General features: G+C 60.4%; 12 protein-coding genes. 6 read left to right on the top strand and 6 right to left on the bottom strand.

Going from position 1 to position 15171, the window contains the following annotated elements; translation table 11 throughout:
- A partial coding sequence (locus tag PMX72_RS09475) for a hypothetical protein (protein WP_271746211.1) occupies positions 1-193 on the top strand: 193 nt, incomplete at its 5' end.
- A gap of 117 nt (positions 194-310) precedes the next feature.
- On the opposite strand, the gene pta is transcribed toward PMX72_RS09475, so the two are convergent.
- Positions 311-1291 carry a phosphate acetyltransferase gene (gene pta / locus PMX72_RS09470; protein ID WP_089573084.1) on the bottom strand — a complete coding sequence of 327 codons (981 nt, stop codon included), beginning with the start codon at positions 1289-1291 and terminating at the stop codon, positions 311-313.
- A gap of 231 nt (positions 1292-1522) precedes the next feature.
- On the opposite strand from pta, the gene glf reads away from it, so the two are divergent.
- A complete protein-coding gene (glf, locus tag PMX72_RS09465; protein WP_117806511.1) occupies positions 1523-2725 on the top strand; it encodes a UDP-galactopyranose mutase in 1203 nt (400 codons plus the stop codon).
- Positions 2718-3749, top strand: a complete 1032-nt coding sequence (locus PMX72_RS09460) for a glycosyltransferase family 2 protein (protein WP_271729791.1) — start codon at positions 2718-2720, stop codon at positions 3747-3749. Before glf ends, PMX72_RS09460 begins: the two co-directional genes overlap by 8 nt.
- Positions 3750-4121: 372 nt before the next feature.
- Here the strand turns inward: PMX72_RS09460 and PMX72_RS09455 are convergent, their stop codons facing one another.
- The 5 genes from PMX72_RS09455 to ppk1 form a co-directional block, all read right to left on the bottom strand.
- On the bottom strand, positions 4122-5123 hold the full coding sequence (locus PMX72_RS09455) for a P1 family peptidase (RefSeq protein ID WP_271729790.1): 1002 nt from the start codon (positions 5121-5123) through the stop codon (positions 4122-4124).
- Positions 5124-5223: 100 nt separating this feature from the next.
- The gene (locus PMX72_RS09450; RefSeq protein ID WP_117564381.1) at positions 5224-5805 is read right to left on the bottom strand and encodes a Maf family protein; all 582 of its coding nucleotides are present in this window, start codon (positions 5803-5805) and stop codon (positions 5224-5226) included.
- On the bottom strand, positions 5802-6344 hold the full coding sequence (locus tag PMX72_RS09445) for a DJ-1 family glyoxalase III (RefSeq protein ID WP_055287259.1): 543 nt from the start codon (positions 6342-6344) through the stop codon (positions 5802-5804). The genes PMX72_RS09450 and PMX72_RS09445 overlap by 4 nt, the downstream gene beginning before the upstream one ends.
- Before the next feature lie 106 nt (positions 6345-6450).
- The gene (gene rlmD / locus PMX72_RS09440) at positions 6451-7779 is read right to left on the bottom strand and encodes a 23S rRNA (uracil(1939)-C(5))-methyltransferase RlmD (RefSeq protein ID WP_271729789.1); all 1329 of its coding nucleotides are present in this window, start codon (positions 7777-7779) and stop codon (positions 6451-6453) included.
- A gap of 98 nt (positions 7780-7877) precedes the next feature.
- Complete coding sequence (ppk1, locus tag PMX72_RS09435) at positions 7878-10286, bottom strand: polyphosphate kinase 1 (protein ID WP_416378030.1); 2409 nt, start codon at positions 10284-10286, stop codon at positions 7878-7880.
- A gap of 551 nt (positions 10287-10837) precedes the next feature.
- On the opposite strand from ppk1, the gene arcA (PMX72_RS09430) reads away from it, so the two are divergent.
- The 3 genes from arcA (PMX72_RS09430) (at position 10838) to arcA (PMX72_RS09420) (ending at position 15169) form a co-directional block, all read left to right on the top strand.
- The gene (gene arcA, locus PMX72_RS09430; RefSeq protein ID WP_117774421.1) at positions 10838-12079 is read left to right on the top strand and encodes an arginine deiminase; all 1242 of its coding nucleotides are present in this window, start codon (positions 10838-10840) and stop codon (positions 12077-12079) included.
- 149 nt (positions 12080-12228) lie between these two features.
- Positions 12229-13524, top strand: coding sequence for an aminotransferase (locus tag PMX72_RS09425; protein WP_271729787.1), 1296 nt, complete (start codon positions 12229-12231; stop codon positions 13522-13524).
- A 403-nt stretch (positions 13525-13927) separates the two neighbouring features.
- The gene (gene arcA, locus PMX72_RS09420) at positions 13928-15169 is read left to right on the top strand and encodes an arginine deiminase (protein ID WP_117774421.1); all 1242 of its coding nucleotides are present in this window, start codon (positions 13928-13930) and stop codon (positions 15167-15169) included.
- Positions 15170-15171: the final 2 nt, after the last annotated feature.

Raw genomic sequence — 15171 nt, 5'->3', positions numbered from 1 at the left:
CCAGGTGAGGGCGGCGTCCATATTGGGAACCAGCGAGAAGTACATCTCGATGCTGGAGAGGGGCCAAAGGGAGCTCAGGCCCATAAGGAGGGCCTACGAGGCATGGGTCGAGGCCGGACTTCCGCTCGATTGGGACAGGCAAGCCTTCGAGGCCGAGCGCAAAATGGATTCTAAAAAACACCTTGCCAAATAGGAGCGTCAGACCAGAAACGCCCCCGTTCGTAGCTCCGAAGGAGCAGAACGGGGGCGTTTCATTGGTCGAGGACGTTTTCAGGGGTTAGCCCGTACGGCCTTCGGGCGAGTGCGTCCGCTACTCAGCCATCTGAGCCTGGACGGCGGTGATGGCTACGACACCCACGATGTCGTCGGCAGAGCAGCCGCGCGAAAGGTCATTGACCGGCTTGGCGATGCCCTGCAGGATGGGGCCGTAAGCGTCGGCGCCAGCGAAGCGCTGGACCAGCTTGTAGCCGATGTTGCCGGCCTCGAGGTCGGGGAACACGAGCACGTTGGCCTTGCCGGCAACGGAGGAGCCGGGAGCCTTGAGCTGGGCGACGGTGGGGACGATAGCAGCATCGAGCTGCAGGTCGCCGTCGATGGCGAGCTCGGGTGCCTTTTCCTTGCAGAACTTCACGGCCTCCTGGACCTTCTTGGCGACCTCGCCACCGGCGGAGCCCATGGTGGAGTAGGAGAGCATGGCCACGTGCGGCTCAACGTTGCCCATGAAGGTGGACCAGGAGTGAGCGGAGGCGATGGCGATCTCGGAGAGCTCGTCGGAGGACGGGTTGATGTTGAGGCCGCAGTCGGCGAAGATCAGCGTACCGTCGGTGCCGAACTGCGGGGTGTCGGTGCACATCACGAAGAAGGCCGAGACCAGCTTGGTACCCGGGGCGGTCTTAAGGATCTGCAGCGCGGGGCGCAGGGTGTCGGCGGTGGAGTGGCAGGCGCCGGAGACCAGGCCGTCGGCGTCGCCCATCTTGACCATCATAGTGCCAAAGTAGGTGGCGTCCATCACCTGGGCGCGAGCCTGCTCGATGGTAACGCCCTTCTTGGCGCGGAGCTCGGCAAACTTCTGTGCGTACTCCTCGTGCTTCTCGGCGTTGCGCGGATCGATGACGGTGGCGCCGGGGACGTTGATCTCGTTGGGATCGCCCAGGATGACGATGTTGGCCAGGCCTTCCTCGATGATCTTGTTGGCCGCGACGATGGTGCGCGGGTCCTCGCCCTCGGGCAGGACGATGGTCTTAAGGTCGGCCTTGGCGGCAGACTTCATACGGTTTAGGAAATCGCTCATGTTACTCCTTGCAAGCGTTTCGCTAAGCTCCAGGCGCCCGGCTGTTCACGAATAAACCCGCTGCTAGCGGGTTTACCTTTCAATAATGTACGCCGCGGTGCTTGAGCTTTCCTTGTGTGGCAAGCTCATTATAGGACGCATTAGCGCTATAATCGCTCTGATAAATATGTCTCGAAGAATGTTCGAGAAAAGCCCAGCTAACGAGCCCGTGGCTTTTGACAAGGAGTATCGATGCAGATTACCTCAGGCCTGCCTGAAGGCTTTAACGCCGGCGCGTACGACATGATTGTCGTCGGTGCTGGATATGCCGGTGCCGTTTGCGCCCGCCGTCTTGCCGAGACCATCGGCTATCGTGTTGCCGTTTTGGAGCGCCGTAGCCACATTGCGGGCAATGCCTATGACTGCACTGACGAGGCCGGAATCCTGATCCACGAGTACGGTCCGCATATCTATCACACTTTTAACGAGCGCGTGCACAATTTCCTCTCGCGCTTTACCAAGTGGACGGACTACCAGCACAAGGTGCTCGCCAACATCAACGGTACCCTTATGCCCGTGCCCTTCAACCATGCGAGTCTCAAGCTCGCCTTTGGTGACGAGCGCGGCGAGGAGCTGTATCAGAAGCTCGTGGAGACCTTTGGCAAGGACGTCAAGGTGCCCATCATGGAGCTGCGTAAGAAGAACGACCCGGATCTTGCCGAGGTCGCCGATTACGTCTACGAGAACGTCTTTTTGCATTACACCATGAAACAGTGGGGCCAGACGCCCGATCAGATCGACCCCTCGATCACCGGCCGCGTTCCCATCTTTGTGGGCGATGATGACCGCTACTTCCCGCAGGCTCCCTTCCAGGGTATGCCGCAGGACGGCTACACGGCGTTGTTCGAGCATATGCTCGACCACGACCTGATCGACGTGTTCTGCGACGTGGACGCCCGCGATCTCTTTGAGATCGACGAGACCACCGTCAAGATCGGTGGCAAGGTCTACGGCGGCGAGATCGTTTATACCGGTCCGCTCGATGAGCTGTTCAACCTCGACCTGGGCGCTCTTCCGTACCGTACGCTCGACATGAAGTTCGAGACGCTCGATATGGATCAGTTCCAGCCCGTGGGCACCGTCAACTACACCACGAGCGAGGACTACACGCGCATTACCGAGTTCAAGAACATGACTGGTCAGGTCCTGCCCGGCAAGACCACCATCATGAAGGAGTACTCCAAGGCCTATACGCCCGGCTCGGGCGAGACGCCGTATTACGCCATTCTTGAGCCCGAGAACCGTGAGCTCTATGAGCGCTATCTTGAGCGCGTCCAGAACCTGACAAACTTCCACCCGGTGGGTCGTCTGGCCGAGTATCGTTACTACGATATGGATGCCGTGACCAATTCCGCCCTCGATCTTTCGGATGAGATTATCGCCTGCCATGCATAAAGTCATAACATTCGGTATTCCCTCGTATAACGCCGCCAAGGACATGGACCATTGCATCACCTCCATCTTGGAGGGGAGCAATTACGCCACCGATATCGAGATTATCGTGGTGGACGACGGCTCCAAGGATGAGACGGCCGCCAAGGCCGACGAGTGGGAGGCCCGTTATCCTGGAATCATCCGCGCGGTGCATCAGGAGAACGGCGGCCACGGTATCGCCGTCCTTTCGGGCTTGCGCGAGGCGCAGGGCACCTACTACAAGGTTGTCGACTCGGACGACTGGCTTGACGGCGCTGCCCTTTCGACCATGTTGTCGATTCTGCGCGGCTTTGAAGAGCGCGACCAGCGCGTTGACCTGTTTATCTCGAACTACGTGTACGAGAAGGTTTACGAGGGTACGCATACGGCCATTGGTTACAAGTTTGCCCTGCCTCGAAAAAAGATCTTTACCTGGGACCAGATCGGCCATTTCCGTTTGGACCAGAATCTGCTCATGCACAGTCTGTGCTATCGCACGGATGTGCTGCGCGAGTCCAACCTGCCCATGCCGCCGCACACGTTCTATGTGGACAACATCTACGCCTACGTGCCGCTGCCGCGTTGCAAGACCATGTACTACGCCGACATCGACCTCTATCGCTACTTTATCGGTCGCGAGGGCCAGAGCGTCAACGAGGCCACGATGGTCAAGCGCCTGGACCAGCAGTTCCGTGTGACGCGCATCATGATGGAGTCGTTCCACCTGTACAGCGATGTTGAGTCGTCGCGTCTGCGCTCGTACATGATGGGTTATTTCACTATGATGATGGCGATCTGCTCGGTGCTCACCAAGCTTTCCGAGGAAGATTGCGCCGACGAGCGCCTGAAGACGCTGTGGGCGGACCTAAAGGCCTACGATGAGCGCATGTATCGTCGTGCTCGCTACGGCGTGGTCGGCTTCTTTACCAATCTGCGTGGCCGCGCTGGCGACAAAACCACACTCGGCCTATACCGTCTTGCCTCAAAGATCTTCAAATTCAACTAGCTGCTGAGTAATCGCTGCTGATGGGTTGACTGGGCCCCTTGGCCTTTAGTTTGCTACTGCGAACAGTCCTGCTCGCACAGAAAGCACATTTAGTGCTTTCCGGCTCGTGCGGAACTTGTATCAAACTAAAGGCCAAGGGGCCTCTGCTATAAGAATCGATTGTCAGGTTATTTGAATTTGAAGATCTTCGACGCGCGGTACACAGTGGCCTGGGCTGAAAAGAATCTGGTTGGTAGGTTGCCCGGTGGGGTTTGGTTATGTTTGTCGCGAGTTCCGCACGAGCCGAAGAGCACTTAATGTGCTCTTCGTGCGAGCCAGGACTGTAGAGCAGCAAACATAACCAAACCCCACCGGGCAACCGGACGAGCTGGTTTACTTTGCGGCGCCGGGTATGCCGTGGGAGGTTTTGGCGTTTTTGGCTCCGTTTACGATGGCGGTCTGTAGGGCCCTTACGGCGAGCATGCCCAGCAGGTCTAGGGGAACGGCGGCGCTTGCCTGGGCGCCCAGTTTGCCGCTGGCGAGGGTGTAGATGGTGTCGCCGTCGTTGGTGGTGTGCGTGGGACGGATGGCGTGTGCGTAGGCGTCTGCGGCCATCTGGGAGACCTTGGTGGCTTGTGCCTTAGTGAGTTCCACGTTGGTGACAATGCAGCTGATGGTGGTGTTGGTGCGGTCGAGCGGCATCTGCATGGATCCGGCGGCGGCAAAGGCTGCGAGTTCCATATCGACAATTTGGTCGCTATCGGCTGAGGCGCGCATGCCGGCGACCCACTCGCCGGTGAGGGGGTCGACAACGTTGCCGCAGGCGTTGACCGAGACCACGGCGCCCACCTTGATGGGGCCGAGCGCCACGGCGGCAGCGCCAAGGCCGGCCTTCATGCAGGTGGCGGGGCCCATGAGCTTACCCACGGTAGCGCCCGTGCCGGCGCCTACGTTGCCCTGTTCGAGCTTGGTGGGGGTGTGGTCGAGCGCCTCGCGCACGGCGGCGATGCCGGCCTCAATGTCGGGGCGAACGGTGGGGTCGCCAAAGGCAAGGTCGAAGATACAGCTGGAGCACACGATGGGCACCTGCGTGGGGCCGACGGGCAGACCAATGCCGCGGCTCTCGAGTTCGCGGGCCACGCCGCTTGCAGCCTCGAGGCCAAAGGCCGATCCGCCCGAAAGGCAGACGGCGTGGACCTTATCGACGGTGTTTTCGGGACGCAGCAGGTCGGTCTCACGCGAAGCGGGGGCGCCACCACGTACGTCAACGCCACCGGTGGCACCCCCGGGCGCCACGATTACGGTGCAGCCGGTGCCAGCCTCCTCGTCCGTATAGTTGCCAAAGCAAAAGCCATCGACATTGCAAACATCGATGGCTTCGAGCAGTGTGTCCATGTGTTCTCCTATCGGTTTTCCGCCGGGCCTTATGCCCGGTCGGGATCCGTACGGTACGGCAAAATTGTAGGCGCTGGGGGATACCCAGCGCCAGATGCAATTACGAGAGTTTTTGAATCGCGCGTGCGACGCGAGCGATGGGCAAGCCCACCACGTTGTAGAAGTCACCCGAAATATCGTGCACAAGCATGCGGCCGCCTGTGCCTTGGATGCCGTAGGCCCCGGCCTTGTCCATGGGTTCGCCGGAGGCAACATAGCGCTCGATCTGCTCTTCGGTAAGCTCATAGAACGTCACGTCGGTCACATCGACAAACGACAGGCTCTCGGCGGCATGCGGAGCTGTAGCGTCGCCGGCTTTAACGATGCAGACGCCGGTTGCGACCTGGTGCGTGCGGCCCGAAAGCTCGCGGAGCATGGTGCGCGCCTCGTCCCCGTCTGCCGGCTTGCCCAAAATTTGGCCGTCAAAGGTGACAATAGTATCGGCCGCGACGGTCAGTTCGTTGGGCTCGGCATGCTCGGCGGCAACGGCGGCGGCTTTGGCACGCGCCAAGCGCTCGACGAGTGTAAGCGGAGCTTCGCCATCAAAAGGCGTTTCGTCGATATCTGCGGGAATCACGCGAATGTCATAGCCCGCCTCGCGCATCAACTCGATGCGGCGCGGTGATTGCGAAGCCAAAATCATAGCTGAATGCCCTCGGCGACCTTCTCGACGGCCTTGTCGCCGGCGAGCGTGCGCAGCAGCTCAAGCGCAAAGGGGAGCGACTGGGCCATGCCGCTGGCGGTGATGATGTTGCCGTCTTGCGTAACCTTCTCGCCGGTATAGGCGCCTTCGGGGAAGCTTTTCTCAAAGCCAGGGAAGCACGTGGCGTGGCGCCCCTCGAGTAGGTCGAGCTCGCCCAGGATAAACGGGGCGGCGCAGATGGCGGCAACGTGCTTGGTCGCGGCGAACTCGCAGACCACGTCGCAGACGCGCTGATCGGCACGCAGGTTGGTGGCACCGGGCAAGCCGCCGGGCAGCACGACGCAGTCGTACTCGTCAAAGTTGATCTCATCAAAGAGCGCATCGCAGGTCACGGGGATCTGCAGCGAGCTTACGACCTCACGTGTGGGCATAATCGAGACGAGCGTGGCGCGCACACCGCCGCGACGCATGACATCGACCATGGTCAAGCATTCAATAGTTTCAAAGCCATCGGCGGCGAGGACGGCAACGCTGGGCATGAGGGTTCCTTTCATAGGCGGCATACAATTAGCCGTCTTATACCCCGAAGACCTCCGCTTGCCACGCTCGATTTCTCAATGATTTACCTGAGCAATGATTGAGTGACTAGTTGCGCCTAAGGTGGATGACGGTCTCGCAGTGGAAGGTTTGCGGGAACAGGTCGACTGGCGTGATCTTGACGGGGGAGAAGGTGCCTTCTTCGACAAAGCGTTTGAGATCGCGCGCCAGGGTGGCCGGGTCGCAGCTCACGTAGGCGACATCGCGAGCACTCGTGTTGGCGATAAGGTCGATCGCCTCGGGGGCGAGGCCTGCGCGCGGCGGGTCGACCACCAAGACGTCGGCATCCTGGTCGGGGAACTCGCGCACCGCGTCTCCGCCAATGACGTCGACGTTATCAAGCTTGTTGATCTCCAGGTTACGGCGCAGGTCGCGCACGGCCGGGCCGTAGGCCTCGACGGCGGCGACGAAGTCGCAGCGGCGGGCGAGCGGCAGGGTAAAGGTTCCGGCGCCGCAGTACAGGTCCACGGCAAGCTCGTCTTCTTGCGGGTCGAGCGCTTCCATGACAAGCTCGATCAAAATCTCGGCACCCTTGGTGTTGACCTGGAAAAAAGACGGGGCAGACAAGCGCATCTGACCCTCGGCGATATTCTCGGTCCATGAGCCCTCTCCGGCGAGCATTTCGACCTTGGAGACACGGCGGGCCTTCTTTTCGCCCTTGCTCATCACGCGCACGATGCTCGTGGGATGAGCGGCGTCCGCCAGCACGCGGGAGACCTGCGAGCGCGGAAAAGAGCCTGTAGGCGTCCAGAGTGCGACCTCGAGTGCCTTGGTACGGCGCGATGCACGAATGCCCACGCGTTCGAGTCCCAAGTCATGGCTGCCGCTTAGATAGTTGAGTGCGCCGACGACCGATTTGAGCGCCTTCGGGAAGCGCTTATCGAACAGCGGGCACGCATCGACGGTCACGATTTTGCTGGGGTCGACACCGTGCATGCCAAGGCGCACGCGACCGTTGACGACGGTCGGTTCGAGCTCGATTTTATTGCGGTAGCCCCAGTCGTCCTTGGTGTGGCAGATGGGCTGTACCAACTCATCGACCTGCTCAGGAGCGAACTTGCCGATGCGCTCGAGCGTGGAGCGCAGGTTTTGCTCCTTGGCGGCGAGCTGTGCCGTGCGTGAGAGATTGCCCCACGAACAACCGCCGCAGATGCCAACGAAGGGGCAGGGGGGCTGAATGCGATCGGGGCTCGGCTCCAGAATCTCGGTCGTGCGGGCGCGCATGAACGACTTGCCGTCCTGTACGACCTCGGCCTCGACGGTGTCGCCTGCCACGGCGCCCTGCACAAAGACGGCCTTGCCGTTGTCGGCGTGCGCCAGCCCGTCGGCGCCGTAGGTCATCGATTCTATAGTGAGCTTCATATCCCTGCCTGTCATTCGTGTTGTTGCTCGCACCATGGTAGCAGGGAAAAGCGCCCCGCATCCGAGGCTTTCCTCAAATGCGGGGCGCTTCTACAAACTGCTTCTACAAGCGACTATTTCGTCTTGCCGGTAATGAGCGTCTTAAGACCCAGGCCGATCAGGCCCAGGCCCATGCGCACACGACCGGGGCGATGGCGCTCGATGGCCTTGGTCTTGCCGGCGGGCTTATCGCGACGGGCGCTCGTCTCGGGTGCGGGCTTAGCTGCCTGCGGCTCGGGCTGAGGTGCAGGTGCGGGCTCGGGCTCAATGACGGTCGCCTGGACCTTCTGAACCTCGGGTGTGGCCGGCTGCGGCTTAGGAGCAGGGGCGGGCTTTGCCTCAATGACGGGCTCGGGCGCGGCCTCGGCGTTGCGGTAGGCACGCTCCAGCAGGGCTTCCTGCGAGTTGAAGGGTTTCTCACCCTCTGCGCGCTCCACGGGGACCCAGGTGCCGTCGCTCGTGAGGCTGCGGGCCTTCACGTTGTCGCGCAGCTGCATGCTCATGTACTCGTGCACCAGGGCGCGGCAGGTGGGGTCGAGCACGGGGAAGGCGATCTCCACGCGGTGCTCGGTGTTGCGTGTCATCATGTCGGCCGAGCTCAGATAGATCATGTCCGAGTCCACGCCAAAGGCGTAAACGCGCGCATGCTCCAAAAAGCGTCCGACGATAGAACGGACATGCACGTTCTCGGTCTTGCCAGGAACGCCCGGCTTGAGGCACGAGATGCCGCGGATGATCATGTCCACGCGGACTCCTGCGCACGATGCCTCGGCGATCTTGTCGATGACCTCGCGGTCGGTGAGCGAGTTGAGTTTAAAGAACACGCGGGCGGGCTCGCCGGCGAGGGCGCGCTGGATCTCGCGGTCAAGCCCGCGCATGATGAGCGGTTTCAGTCCGACGGGCGCCACACCCAGGAAGCGGTAATCGCCGCGCAGGTTGCCCAGCGACAGGTTGCGGAAGAACAGGTTGGCGTCCTCGCCGATGCCGGGGTGAGCGGTCATGAGCATAAAGTCGCTGTAGAGTTTGGCCGTCTTCTCGTTAAAGTTGCCGGTGCCCAGCAGCGTCAGGCGCGTTAGCGCCATGCCCTCGCGATAGGTGAGCTGGCAGATCTTGGAGTGGCACTTAAAGCCCTCGGAGCCGTAGATGACGGTGCAGCCGGCCTCTTCCAGGCGCTCGGCCCACTCGATGTTGTTCTGCTCGTCAAAGCGCGCGCGGAGCTCCATGAGCACCGTGACCTCTTTGCCGTTCTCGGCGGCATCGATCAGTGACTCGCACAGGCGGCTCTGCTTGGCCACGCGGTAGAGCGTGATGCGCAGTGAGATGCACTCGGGGTCGTAGGCGGCCTCGTGCACCAGATCAAGGAAGGGGTTCATGGCCTCATAGGGATAAAAGAGCAGCTTGTCGTGTTGAAGTACCTGCTCGCGGATGGAGCGGGTCATATCGATGGTGGGGTTGGGCTGCGGCTTAAACGGCGTAAAGAGCAGCTCGTTGCGCAGGTGCTCGGGAATCTTGCCCTCAATGCCAAAGACGTAGCCTAGGTCGAGCGGGATATCGCAGGTAAAGACAGAGCGGCGCGAAAGCTCGAGCGCCTTGCGGATGGTCTTGAGCGTCGCCTTCTCGAGCGACCCCGAGACCGCGAGCACCACCGGCTGCAGGCGCAAGCGTTTCTTGAGGATGCGCTTCATGTGCTGACGGTAATCCTCTTCCTCCTCGACGCCCTCGCCGTCCGGGTCGATGTCGGCGTTGCGGGTGACGCGGATGAGCGCGCGGTCGAGCGGCTTATAGGAGCCAAAGCAGCTGTCCAGGCAGGCGAGGATGACGTCCTCGAGCAAGATGTAGGAGTAGGTGCCGGTGGGCGAGGGGATCTCGACCACGCGGTTCATCGAGGTGGGAATCTCGATAAGGCCCAGCAGACTCTCCTCGTCGGTGACGCCGTCCAGGCCGCAGGCCAGGTAGAGTGCGCCGTTGCGCAGGTTGGGGAAGGGGTGGCGCGGGTCAATCACCAGCGGTGAGATGACCGGCGACACGTAGGCCTGGAAGTAACGGGTTACAAAGGTGCGCTCCTCGGGCGTAAGCGAATCGATGCGGGCGCGGTGAACGCCCAGGGTGTCGAGCTTGCCCTCGATGCTCTTAAAGATGGACTCCCATCGGGTAAGGAGCCCGGGCATTTCGGCCATGACAGCATCGACCTGTTCGGAGGCGGTCATATTGCTCTTGTTGTCGACAGGCTGTTTTTTGAGCTCTGCCAGATCGGACAGGCCGCCCACGCGCACCATGAGAAACTCATCGAGGTTAGACTCGAAAATCGACACGAACTTTAGCCGCTCGAACAGCGGAACGGTCTCGTCGAAGGCTTCGTCAAGCACACGGTTGTCAAAGCGCAGCCAGCTGAGCTCTCGGTTCTGCGTGTACGAGAAGTCGCGCGGCGGCTTACGCAGCTTTGCAGCGGCTTGCTTTTTTTCGATTTTGCTCGGCATATGCATCTGTCCGTTCAGTCCCCGTGGGGGACGGTTGCCTAACACTATTCACTATTGTCTCAATTTAGTCGACCTATGGCACGGACGTATCGCGTGAACGGTATCTTTACCTACTTCTTACGCTGACAAGCCATAGAGCTGACGCCCTTCGCGTTGTGAAAAACGGTCTATATCCTCACTCAACTGGTGAGTATGTGTGAATAAGAATGATAGGTAGCTGAATATCATCGAATACAGACAGAAACACGAACAAGCGTCATTTATATACATAAAACCGTTTTAGATATGCAATTCTTAATCGAAAGATTGGAGTTGTAATTGCGAATGATTTTTAAGAAAAAAGAGCATTTACCTTAGAAAAGCTACTTTAGAACGCCGAAGTGCATTATGGGGGAATCATATTCGATATGCCGTTCATCGAACTTTGTTGACCGTTCGGGGGCGAGGTGGAATTGCGGTTGGAATTTGGATATAACTAGAGCTGTCAGCAAGCAGCACCCGTTACGGAAGGGTGCTGAGAGATTCGGCCGAAAGGCCCGAAAGAAAGGTAGGAGGCCATGACGAAAGGTCTGCACGTGCCTTCCGAGATCGGCAAGCTCAGGAAGGTCTGCCTGCACCGTCCCGGCGACGAGCTCCTCAACCTGCCGCCCGACGAGCTCGAGCGACTCCTGTTCGACGACGTCCCGTTCCTGGAGGTCGCACAGCAGGAGCACGACACCTTCGCCCAGATCCTGAGGGACCAGGGCGTGGAGGTCCTCTACCTCGAGAACCTCGTCGCCGAGGTGTTCGACCAGGTCCCCGGCGCCCGCGCCGAGTTCACCGACCAGTACATCGCCGAGGCAGGCATCCGCGGCCAGCAGATGCCGCAGATCGTCCGCGAGAAGCTGGACTCCATCGAGGACAACCTCGAGTTCGTCAAGAAGACCATGGCCGGCATGACCAAGGCCGAGATCGACATGCCCCTCACGGCGTCCACGACCCTCGACTCCCTGGTCAACTCCGAGTCCGAGTCCGACCTGATCATCGACCCGATGCCCAACCTCTACTTCACCCGCGACCCGTTCGCGGTCGTCGGCGAGGGCGTCAACCTCAACCGCATGTACTCGGTCACCCGCAACCGCGAGACCCTGTACGGCAAGTACGTCTTCAAGTACCACCCCGACTACAAGGACGTCTCCCTGTACTTCCGCCGCGACTGCCAGTTCCACACCGAGGGCGGCGACGTGCTGAACATCAACGAGAAGACCCTCGCCGTCGGCATCTCCCAGCGCACCCAGGCCGCCGCTATCGACGTCATGGCCCAGAACATCTTCTGGAACTCCGACTCCAAGGTCGAGCGCATCCTGGCCTTCGACATCCCGGTCTCGCGCGCCTTCATGCACCTCGACACGGTCTTCACCCAGATCGACGTCGATAAGTTCACGATCCACCCCGCCATCATGGGCACCCTGCGCGTCTACGAGCTGACCGCCGGCAAGAACCCGGGCGACGTGAACATCCGCCTGATCGAGGACACCCTCGAGCACGTCCTGGAGGACGCCACCGGCGTCGACCAGGTCAAGCTGATCCCCTGCGGCGGCGGCGACCCGATCGCGGCCTCCCGCGAGCAGTGGAACGACGGCTCCAACACCCTGTGCGTCGAGCCCGGCAAGATCTGCGTCTACGCCCGCAACACCGTCACCAACGACGTGCTGTACAAGGAGGGCCTGGACCTTCTCGTCGTGCCCTCCGCCGAGCTCTCCCGCGGCCGCGGCGGCCCGCGCTGCATGAGCATGCCCTTCTGGCGCGAGGACCTCTAAGGTCTTCTAGGACCCGTATAGGTCTTAATACATACATCTAGCTGACGTTAGATGTCTCCCATTGGGGCGGTGCGGGTTTTCGCGCCGCCCCAATCTTGTATGAGGAACGTCAACACGGTTGGATGACTGCTTTTGTAAGGAGCTTGGCCATGGACATTAAGACGATTGGCGTTGAGGAATGGCTCAACGTTTGGGAGAAGAGCGCCACGTGGGACATCGCCCAGTCGACGATCTCGTCGCTCACCATGGGCGAGCTGCGCGCGCTCGATGAGCAGGACGGCGCCACGTTCTACGAGCGCCTGGACCGCGAGAAGATGAACTACGGCTGGATCGAGGGCTCTCCGGAGTTTAAGGCCGAGGTTGCCAAGCTGTATCGTCGCGAGGTCAATCCCGATCACATTCTGCAGACCAATGGCTGCACGGGCGCTAACCTCAACGCCATCATGGCCGTGGTCGAGCCCGGCGACCATGTCATCGCCGAGTGGCCCACCTACGCGCCGCTCTACGAGATTCCGCGTACGCTCGGTGCCGAGGTCGAGTATTGGGAGCTTCGCGAGGAGCTTGGCTGGAGGCCCGATATCGAGGAGCTTAAGCGCTTGGTGCGTCCCAATACCAAGCTCATCTGCATTAACAACGCATCGAACCCCATCGGAACGGTGCTCGATGCCGATACGCTCGGCCAGATTGCCGAGATCGCCCGTTCGGCTGGCGCCTATGCTCTGTGCGACGAGGTGTACCTGCCGCTTGAGAACACCAAGGCCTTTATGTCGATGGTCGACATGTACGAGAAGGCCATTGTCACCAACTCGGTGTCCAAGACCTATTCGACGCCTGCGGCCCGCGTGGGCTGGGTCGTGGCCGACGAAGAGGTGTCCAACCGCATCCGCACCTACCGCGACTACACCATGATCTGCGGCGGCGTGTTCAACGATGCCCTGGCGACCTACGTGCTCGAGCACAAGGACAAGACTCTCGAGCGCAATCGCAAGATCGTGTTTGGCAACCGCGATATCGCGCAGGCTTGGATCGATACGCAGCATCGCGTTTCCTGGACGGCCCCGCAGGGAATATCAACCTCGTTTATCCAGCTGGATATTCCCGAGGATGACGAGGAATTCTGTAAGCGCCTGTTGGCCGAGAGGGGAGTGCTGCTGGTCCCCGGTAGCCGCTTTGAGCTTCCCTGCGGCGCACGCCTGGGCTACTGCGCGAGCGAAGACGTTCTTCGCGAGGGCCTGAGGCTTTTGGGCGAGGCACTGGCGGAGTTCGATCGCCAGGATTCCGACGATCTTCGAGGGCCTTATCCAAATTGGCCGAAGATAATCGAAAACGGACCCGTTTCCCTAGGGGAAGCGGGTTCGTTTTTCTATACCGAGAAGTCAAGTTGTTACAAATGGGGCCGTAAAGCGAGCCGGTATCCGCTGGGCCTTATACTGAGCTTCCGGTGAACGGTATCAAGCGTCTGGTAAACGGTAATTTGTTTACCAGAAATGAATAGGACAAACTTTTTTCTGAATAAAAATGAAAATGGTTGAGACGCGGCATGAATCGCTGATTCTATTCATAGCTTTATTAGAAATATGCAATTTGAGGGTGGTTTAATAAAGTTAAGTTCCATTTGTTATTTGGACTGAAAACGCGTTTTAGCACGTAAATACACTTTATTATATCAAAGTGTGCCATGCGTGAAGTATATGTGTATGCCGTTCACCCCTCATATAAAACCGTTCGGGGGCGAGGTGGAAGTATGGACTGATTTTGGATATAAATATGTCGTCAGCAATAACGCCTCACACGGAGGGGCGCTAACGAATCGGCCCTGACAGGGGCCCGAAAGAAAGGTAGGAGGCCATGACGAAAGGTCTGCACGTGCCTTCCGAGATCGGCAAGCTCAGGAAGGTCTGCCTGCACCGTCCCGGCGACGAGCTCCTCAACCTGCCGCCCGACGAGCTCGAGCGACTCCTGTTCGACGACGTCCCGTTCCTGGAGGTCGCACAGCAGGAGCACGACACCTTCGCCCAGATCCTGAGGGACCAGGGCGTGGAGGTCCTCTACCTCGAGAACCTCGTCGCCGAGGTGTTCGACCAGGTCCCCGGCGCCCGCGCCGAGTTCACCGACCAGTACATCGCCGAGGCAGGCATCCGCGGCCAGCAGATGCCGCAGATCGTCCGCGAGAAGCTGGACTCCATCGAGGACAACCTCGAGTTCGTCAAGAAGACCATGGCCGGCATGACCAAGGCCGAGATCGACATGCCCCTCACGGCGTCCACGACCCTCGACTCCCTGGTCAACTCCGAGTCCGAGTCCGACCTGATCATCGACCCGATGCCCAACCTCTACTTCACCCGCGACCCGTTCGCGGTCGTCGGCGAGGGCGTCAACCTCAACCGCATGTACTCGGTCACCCGCAACCGCGAGACCCTGTACGGCAAGTACGTCTTCAAGTACCACCCCGACTACAAGGACGTCTCCCTGTACTTCCGCCGCGACTGCCAGTTCCACACCGAGGGCGGCGACGTGCTGAACATCAACGAGAAGACCCTCGCCGTCGGCATCTCCCAGCGCACCCAGGCCGCCGCTATCGACGTCATGGCCCAGAACATCTTCTGGAACTCCGACTCCAAGGTCGAGCGCATCCTGGCCTTCGACATCCCGGTCTCGCGCGCCTTCATGCACCTCGACACGGTCTTCACCCAGATCGACGTCGATAAGTTCACGATCCACCCCGCCATCATGGGCACCCTGCGCGTCTACGAGCTGACCGCCGGCAAGAACCCGGGCGACGTGAACATCCGCCTGATCGAGGACACCCTCGAGCACGTCCTGGAGGACGCCACCGGCGTCGACCAGGTCAAGCTGATCCCCTGCGGCGGCGGCGACCCGATCGCGGCCTCCCGCGAGCAGTGGAACGACGGCTCCAACACCCTGTGCGTCGAGCCCGGCAAGATCTGCGTCTACGCCCGCAACACCGTCACCAACGACGTGCTGTACAAGGAGGGCCTGGACCTTCTCGTCGTGCCCTCCGCCGAGCTCTCCCGCGGCCGCGGCGGCCCGCGCTGCATGAGCATGCCCTTCTGGCGCGAGGACCTCTAAGA

Origin of the sequence: Collinsella aerofaciens (genome assembly GCF_028207065.1) — a bacterium.
Classification (GTDB): domain Bacteria; phylum Actinomycetota; class Coriobacteriia; order Coriobacteriales; family Coriobacteriaceae; genus Collinsella; species Collinsella aerofaciens_AR.
Note: the sequence above shows the minus strand (reverse complement) of the source record. Positions and strands in the feature narration are given on the sequence as shown.

What these genes read in the sequence shown, in the direction of transcription:
- pta (WP_089573084.1), bottom strand. Translation starts at nt 1,291, where the DNA reads ATGAGCGATTTCCTAAACCGTATGAAGTCTGCCGCCAAGGCCGACCTT.
- glf (WP_117806511.1), top strand. Translation starts at nt 1,523, where the DNA reads ATGCAGATTACCTCAGGCCTGCCTGAAGGCTTTAACGCCGGCGCGTAC.
- PMX72_RS09460 (WP_271729791.1), top strand. Translation starts at nt 2,718, where the DNA reads ATGCATAAAGTCATAACATTCGGTATTCCCTCGTATAACGCCGCCAAG.
- PMX72_RS09455 (WP_271729790.1), bottom strand. Translation starts at nt 5,123, where the DNA reads ATGGACACACTGCTCGAAGCCATCGATGTTTGCAATGTCGATGGCTTT.
- PMX72_RS09450 (WP_117564381.1), bottom strand. Translation starts at nt 5,805, where the DNA reads ATGATTTTGGCTTCGCAATCACCGCGCCGCATCGAGTTGATGCGCGAG.
- PMX72_RS09445 (WP_055287259.1), bottom strand. Translation starts at nt 6,344, where the DNA reads ATGCCCAGCGTTGCCGTCCTCGCCGCCGATGGCTTTGAAACTATTGAA.
- rlmD (WP_271729789.1), bottom strand. Translation starts at nt 7,779, where the DNA reads ATGACAGGCAGGGATATGAAGCTCACTATAGAATCGATGACCTACGGC.
- ppk1 (WP_416378030.1), bottom strand. Translation starts at nt 10,286, where the DNA reads ATGCATATGCCGAGCAAAATCGAAAAAAAGCAAGCCGCTGCAAAGCTG.
- arcA (WP_117774421.1), top strand. Translation starts at nt 10,838, where the DNA reads ATGACGAAAGGTCTGCACGTGCCTTCCGAGATCGGCAAGCTCAGGAAG.
- PMX72_RS09425 (WP_271729787.1), top strand. Translation starts at nt 12,229, where the DNA reads ATGGACATTAAGACGATTGGCGTTGAGGAATGGCTCAACGTTTGGGAG.
- arcA (WP_117774421.1), top strand. Translation starts at nt 13,928, where the DNA reads ATGACGAAAGGTCTGCACGTGCCTTCCGAGATCGGCAAGCTCAGGAAG.